The organism is Arthrobacter pascens, assembly GCF_017052465.1.
In the GTDB taxonomy this organism is placed as follows: domain Bacteria; phylum Actinomycetota; class Actinomycetes; order Actinomycetales; family Micrococcaceae; genus Arthrobacter; species Arthrobacter pascens.
The window spans coordinates 1-778 of the sequence record NZ_JAFHKT010000137.1; the positions used below are offsets into that span (position 1 = coordinate 1).

Here is a 778-nt window from a genome sequence, read left to right on the forward strand (position 1 = left end):
ATGTTGGACGCGGGGCATTGTTCGTTCTCGATAGCGGCGGCGCACCGGATGGTGGCCAGGCACGGGCAGAACGGAGACCGCCGCTCACAACGTAGTGGCACGGGCCCGAAAAGGGCCAAGCCCGTCTTGGAAGCCACAGCCCCGAATCAGCTCTGGAGCTGGGACATCACGATGCTCCACGGCCCGGGCAGACATACTTACAGGCTCTACACGAGCATGGACGTGTTCTCCCGCAAGGTCGTCGGTCATCGCGTCGAATACACCGAAACCGCAGCCTTTGCCGCGGCCCTGATCCAAGACGCCGTGGCCGGCAACAGGCAGTCCCCGAGCGTGCTTCACGCAGACAATGGGGCACCTATGCGGGCAGGCACCACACTGGAGCTCGCCCGGGCCTTGGGCATCGCACTGTCCTACTCCCGGCCCCGGGTCTCCGATGACAACCCATACTCGGAGTCGCTGTTCAAGACCGTCAAATATGACCTCGAGTTCCCCCGGGAATTCCAGGACCTGCAGCATGCGCGCGGATATATGACGGCGTTTTTCACGGACTACAACGCCAACCACCGCCACAGCGGGCTGAACTACTACACACCCGACACCATCCACCACGGACACGTCGAGCACGCCCGCAGGCAACGGCAAGCAACGCTCGACGCCTGCTACGCCCGCAACCCACACCGATACCGGAACCAACCCTCAGCACCGGGAGTCCCTCCCAAAGCCGGGATCAACAACAAACAAACCACCCCGCTGTCACAAACAGCTTGATATATACCGG

At 62.3% G+C, this 778-nt stretch carries 1 protein-coding gene; it reads left to right on the plus strand.

Going from position 1 to position 778, the window contains the following annotated elements; genetic code table 11:
- Positions 1 to 768 (plus strand): DDE-type integrase/transposase/recombinase (locus JYA52_RS11275; protein ID WP_205653276.1); only part of this gene is annotated, 768 nt, incomplete at its 5' end.
- Positions 769 to 778 lie beyond the last annotated feature (10 nt).